Source organism: Armatimonadota bacterium, assembly GCA_020354555.1.
In the GTDB taxonomy this organism is placed as follows: Bacteria; Armatimonadota; Hebobacteria.
In genome coordinates, this window is the sequence record CP070648.1 from 526,328 (window position 1) to 531,292 (window position 4,965).

5 protein-coding genes are annotated in these 4,965 nt (G+C 67.7%); all 5 read right to left on the bottom strand.

The window, feature by feature from the left end; translation table 11 throughout:
* Positions 1-235, bottom strand: a 235-nt coding sequence (locus JSV65_02135; GenBank protein ID UCH35172.1) for a hydrogenase expression/formation protein HypE, incomplete at its 3' end; no start/stop codon positions are given.
* 69 nt (positions 236-304) lie between these two features.
* A complete protein-coding gene (gene hypD / locus JSV65_02140; GenBank protein UCH35173.1) occupies positions 305-1,390 on the bottom strand; it encodes a hydrogenase formation protein HypD in 1,086 nt (361 codons plus the stop codon).
* A complete protein-coding gene (locus JSV65_02145) occupies positions 1,387-1,650 on the bottom strand; it encodes a HypC/HybG/HupF family hydrogenase formation chaperone (protein ID UCH35174.1) in 264 nt (87 codons plus the stop codon). The genes hypD and JSV65_02145 overlap by 4 nt, the downstream gene beginning before the upstream one ends.
* A gap of 51 nt (positions 1,651-1,701) precedes the next feature.
* Positions 1,702-4,008 carry a carbamoyltransferase HypF gene (hypF, locus tag JSV65_02150; protein UCH35175.1) on the bottom strand — a complete coding sequence of 769 codons (2,307 nt, stop codon included), beginning with the start codon at positions 4,006-4,008 and terminating at the stop codon, positions 1,702-1,704.
* Between the two features lie 177 nt (positions 4,009-4,185).
* Complete coding sequence (locus JSV65_02155) at positions 4,186-4,749, bottom strand: NADH-quinone oxidoreductase subunit B family protein (protein ID UCH35176.1); 564 nt, start codon at positions 4,747-4,749, stop codon at positions 4,186-4,188.
* Positions 4,750-4,965 lie beyond the last annotated feature (216 nt).

Sequence of the window (4,965 nt, forward strand, 5' to 3'; positions counted from 1 at the left end):
TCACCGTGCCGCACGCGGCGAGCTTGCCGATATCGCAGACGGGGAAGACGACCGGCGTGACGACGAAGCTGTCCGTGGTCAGCGCGATGCGACGGCCGTCGAGTTCGATGACGCCGCTGTCCTCGCGCGCGCGCAGGATCGGATTGTCCAGGCCGCGCACGAACAGCCGATCAATCAGCTCCGCCATGGCTTGGCCGCCCGCGCCGTGACTCAGGAGTATCACGTCGTCATTCATGTCCGGCCTCGATTGCTCATACCATTCCTAGATTGCATATGCCTTGCGTGCCATGCACGCGCGCATGAATCATGCGCGCGCATAGCGATGTCGCGCCGCGCATGACCCCTCGCTCGACACCATGCACGGGCCCACCGGATCGCGCGGCGTGCAGCGCTCGCCAAACAGCGCGCACTGCTCCGGCGCGAGCACACCGCGCAGTACCTCGCCGCACCGGCACCCCGCCGGCTCGACCGCGGGCGGCGGGCTGACATCGAAACGCGCGCGCGCGTCGAAGTCCCTGTGCGCGACATTGAAGGACAGCCCGCTCCCCGCGACCTCCCCCAGCCCGCGCCAGCGCGCGTCGGCCACGTCGAACACCTCCCCCACCACCGCGCGCGCCCTCGGGTTGCCGTCCGGCATGACCGCGCGGCCATACGCAATCTCCACCTCGGCGCGCTCGTCGGCGATCTGCGCCAGCAGCATGCGCACCGCCTGGAGCACGTCCACCGGCTCGAAGCCGGCGATGACGCACGGCACGCGATGCTCGCGCGCGACGAATTCGTAGGGCTTGCTGCCGAGGATGACGCTGACGTGGCCGGGCAGGATAAACCCGTTGACCGCGAGCTCCGGCGCCGCGACGAGCGCCTTCAGCGCGGGCGGGATCAGCTTGTGCGCGCTGAATACCGTGTAGTTGGCCAAGCTGTCGGCCTTCGCTTCAAGCACCGACATCGCGACGGCCGGCGCCGTGGTTTCGAAGCCGACGCCGAAGAAGACGACCTGGCGGTCGGGATTGCGGCGCGCGAGTTCCACCGCGTCGGCGGGCGAATACACCACGCGCACGTCGGCGCCGCGCGCGCGTTCCTGCTCCAGATTGGAGTGACTGCCGGGCACGCGCATCATATCGCCGAATGTCGCCGCGATGATCCCCGGCAGGCGCGCCGCTTCGAGGAACCAGTCTATGTCCTCCTGCGCGGTGACACACACGGGACAGCCGGGGCCGGAGATGAGCGCCGCGCGGGCGGCCACGAGTTCCCGCAGCCCGTAGCGAGCGATGGACATGGTGTGCGTGCCGCACACTTCCATTAGGCACGAGCGCGACACGTCCATGCGGTTGATGGCGTCCGCCAGTTCGCGCACGGCGCGCGGATCGCGGTATTCGTCAACGTACTTCATGGGCCGCCTCGGGCATCGTCGCGGGATCCGTCTTCGCTGGATGCAGGCGGCTGCGCAAGCTGCTCCACCAACTCGAGCGTCCGCCGCGCTTCTTCTTCATCCACGCGAGCGATCGCATAGCCCGCATGGACGAGCACGTACTCGCCGATGGTCACGTCATCGAGCAGGCTGGTGCTTATCGCCCGCCGCGCGCCGCCTTGCTCCACGACCGCGCGCGGGCCGTCGACCGAGACCACCTGCATTGGTATGGCCAAGCACATGAGCCGTCACTCCGTTTGCCGTTTGCCCGAGCCTTCGGCGGGCGGGGGCAATCACGGGCGAGAGCGCCCGTGCTCCATAATCTGATTCTGTATCGCGGCCGCGATCACTGCCTGGCCCAGCGACAGGCCGCCGTCATTTGTCGGCGCCTGGCTGTGTATCAGCGGCTCGAGGCCGCGCGTGGGCAGTGTCTTCAGCAGCAGCTCCAGCAGATACGCGTTCTGAAACACGCCCCCGCCGAGGGCGACCTGCGTCAGCCCGGTCTCGCGCGACATGAGTTCGCAGACCTCTGAGATGAGCGCGGCGACCGTGTGGTGGAAGCGCGCGGCGATCTCGGCGGGAGGCGCGCCTCGACGGATGTCATCAACCACACCGCGAACGATGGTGGTCGGGTCAATCTGCCACGGGCGCGCGGAAGTGTCGATCTCGAAACGATAGGCCTCCTGCGGTGAGTCAACATCCGCCGCTGCCATTTCCAGCTCGACGGCGGGCTGACCGGTGTACGTGGCCTCGGTGCAGATTCCGAGCAGCGCGGAGACGGCATCGAAGAGGCGCCCCATGCTCGATGTCATGGGCGAGTTGAAGCCGCGATGCGCCTGAAGCGCGGCGGCCCTCGTTTCCTGCGCGTCGAGGTGAGGCGTCAGGTCGAGAGCCGCTCGCTCTCCTTCATCACCGTAGGCGCGCAGGAGGTATGCGAGGGCCATGCGACCGGGGCGCCGGACTGCAGCCGCACCGCCCGGCATGGGCACGTACGCGAGATGCGCCATGCGCTCGAAGTCGGTCAGACGCGCGAGCAGGAACTCGCCGCCCCAGATCGCGCCGTCGGTTCCGTACCCCGCGCCGTCGAGGCTGGCGGCAAGCACGGGCCCTTCGACGCCGCAGTCGGCCATGACGCTCGCCGCGTGCGCGTGGTGGTGCTGGACGCCGACGAGCTTGCACTCCGTGCGGGCCAGCGCGTATTTCGCGGACAGGTACTCAGGGTGCAAATCGTACGCGACGATCTCGGGACGCCAGCGGAACAGTTCCCCGAGATGCTCGATGCTCCACTCCAGGTAGTCGAGCGTCTCGACTTTGTCCAGGTCGCCGATGTGCTGGCTAAGCACCGCGTGATCGCCGACGAGCATGCAGAACGTGTTGCGCTCCTCGCCGCCGACGGCGAGCACCGGCGGCGCGTCAGACGGCAGGGCAATCGCGCGCGGGACGTACCCGCGCGAGCGGCGGATGAGCATCGGCTTGCCCGCGACGATTCTCGCCACCGAGTCGTCGCACGGGAGATGAATGTCGCGGTCGTGGGTCAGGAAGTGATCGGCGATGCCGGCGAGCTTGCTGCGCGCCTGTTCGTTCGTGTGGCAAATGGGCTCCTCGGCAAGGTTGCCGCTGGTCATGACCAAGGCCGGCGGCGCGCTCTCGAAGAGCATCTGGTGCAGCGGCGTGTAGGGCAGCATGAGCCCGAGGTAGAGATTACTCGGCGCGACCTCGCGGGCGATATCGCCGCCCGGGCGCTCGCGGAGGATGACGATGGGTCGCTGCAGCGATTGCAGGAGCCTACGCTGCGCGTCGTTGATGAAGCACAGCCGTTCCGCCTCCGCCACGTCGCGGACCATGAGCGCGAATGGTTTCTGGCTGCGCCCCTTGCGTTGGCGCAAGGCGCGCACGGCGTCCGCGTTGCGCGCATCACAGGCAAGGTGGAATCCGCCCAGGCCTTTGACCGCCACGATGCGTCCCTCGGCCAGCAGACGTCCGGCGTGGAGGATGGGCTCCGCGGGGTCGGCGCCCGCCGGCGTGTTGCCATCCAGCGCCGCGCGCGGGCCGCAGCGCGAACACGCGTTGGGTTGGGCGTGGAAGCGGCGGTCGGTCGGCGCGTCGTACTCGTGCTGACAGTCCGAGCACATGCGGAAGACGGACATCGTCGTCTTGGGGCGGTCGTAGGGAATGCCTTGGATGATGGTGAAGCGCGGCCCGCAGTTGGTGCAATTCGTGAACGGGTAGTGGAAGCGGCGGTCGGTTTCTTCGCCGACCTCGCGTGCGCAGTCCGCGCACGTCGCGATATCGGCGGGTATCACGGGCTCAGGGCGCTCCTCGCCGTCGCTGGTGATGATGGAGAAATCGCGCTCCCCTTCCGGAGGCAGGTCCTGCGCGGAGACGGAGGTGATATCGGACGCCGGGGGAGCGTTGTCGCGCAGCAGGCGCAGGAATTCGTCGAGCCGTTCGCGCTCGCCCTCGATTTCGATGATGACGCCGTCGGAGGTATTGCGCACCCAGCCGGTGAGGTCCAGTCGGCGGGCGAGCTGATAGACGAAGGGGCGGAACCCGACCCCTTGGACGATGCCTTTGACGACGGTTCTCGTTCTGGCTCTCACGGTCTGATGGTGATCCGGGCCTGCCCGGCCTCCGCGGGGATCAGGCCGTTTCTATTATGAGGGCAAACGGCGGAGAGGGCAAGGGAACAGGATCACCGGGCGAACCTGGACGGATACTGAGGGCAGGAGCTGATGCTCCTGCCCCACGATGCTCTGATCGGATGCGGCTAGCGCCGTTCAGCGCTCCGGCCGCGGCGGATCTTTCGGACGAGCCGCGGCGTTCGCCTCGAGACGTTCACGGGACTGGCGGAAGGCCTCGACGAGTTCGGAGGGCACGTCTTGCGCCAGATCCTTGAACTCGACCTTCGGCGGCGCGAGACCGAGGGCGACCGCAACGCCGTAGAGGATGGCCTCGGGCCGCGGCGGGCAGCCGGGCACGTAGTAGTCGACCGGAATCGCTTTATCCGCGCCGCCGATGATGTTGTAGCTGTCGTACCAGATGCCGCCGCCGACGGAGCAGGAGCCGAATGCGAAAACGAGCTTCGGATCCGGTACCGCCTCATAGAGCCGCTTGAGGGCGGGCAGCACCTGGCGCGTGACCGGCCCGGACACGAGCAGCACGTCGGCGTGGCGCGGCGAGCCGACCAGCTTGATGCCGAAGCGCTCCGCGTCATAGTAGGGGGTGAGGACATTGATGATCTCGATGTCACACCCGTTGCACGCTCCGGTGTTGGTGTGGTAGACCCACAGCGACTTCGGCAGTGTCTTAGCCGACAGAGCTTTCAGAATACTCACTTGCATAACCTCCGATACGACGACGCACGGGTCTGGGCCGTTTCGGCCCCGCCCCTTACGGTCCGAGGGCGGCGACCGCCTGTGCGGCCGGGCCCATGAAGTGCGCTGCTCGATCCAGCAGCGGGAAGATCAACTGCGGGTACACGCCGAGCAACACGCACAGCACCGAGAGCACGATCATCGGTGCCAGCAGCGAGGCCGGCACTTCGCGTACCTCATCCA

Bases quoted from the DNA above. Each gene is read 5' to 3' on its own strand.
- hypD (UCH35173.1), bottom strand. From the start codon at position 1,390: ATGAAGTACGTTGACGAATACCGCGATCCGCGCGCCGTGCGCGAACTG.
- JSV65_02145 (UCH35174.1), bottom strand. From the start codon at position 1,650: ATGTGCTTGGCCATACCAATGCAGGTGGTCTCGGTCGACGGCCCGCGC.
- JSV65_02155 (UCH35176.1), bottom strand. From the start codon at position 4,749: ATGCAAGTGAGTATTCTGAAAGCTCTGTCGGCTAAGACACTGCCGAAG.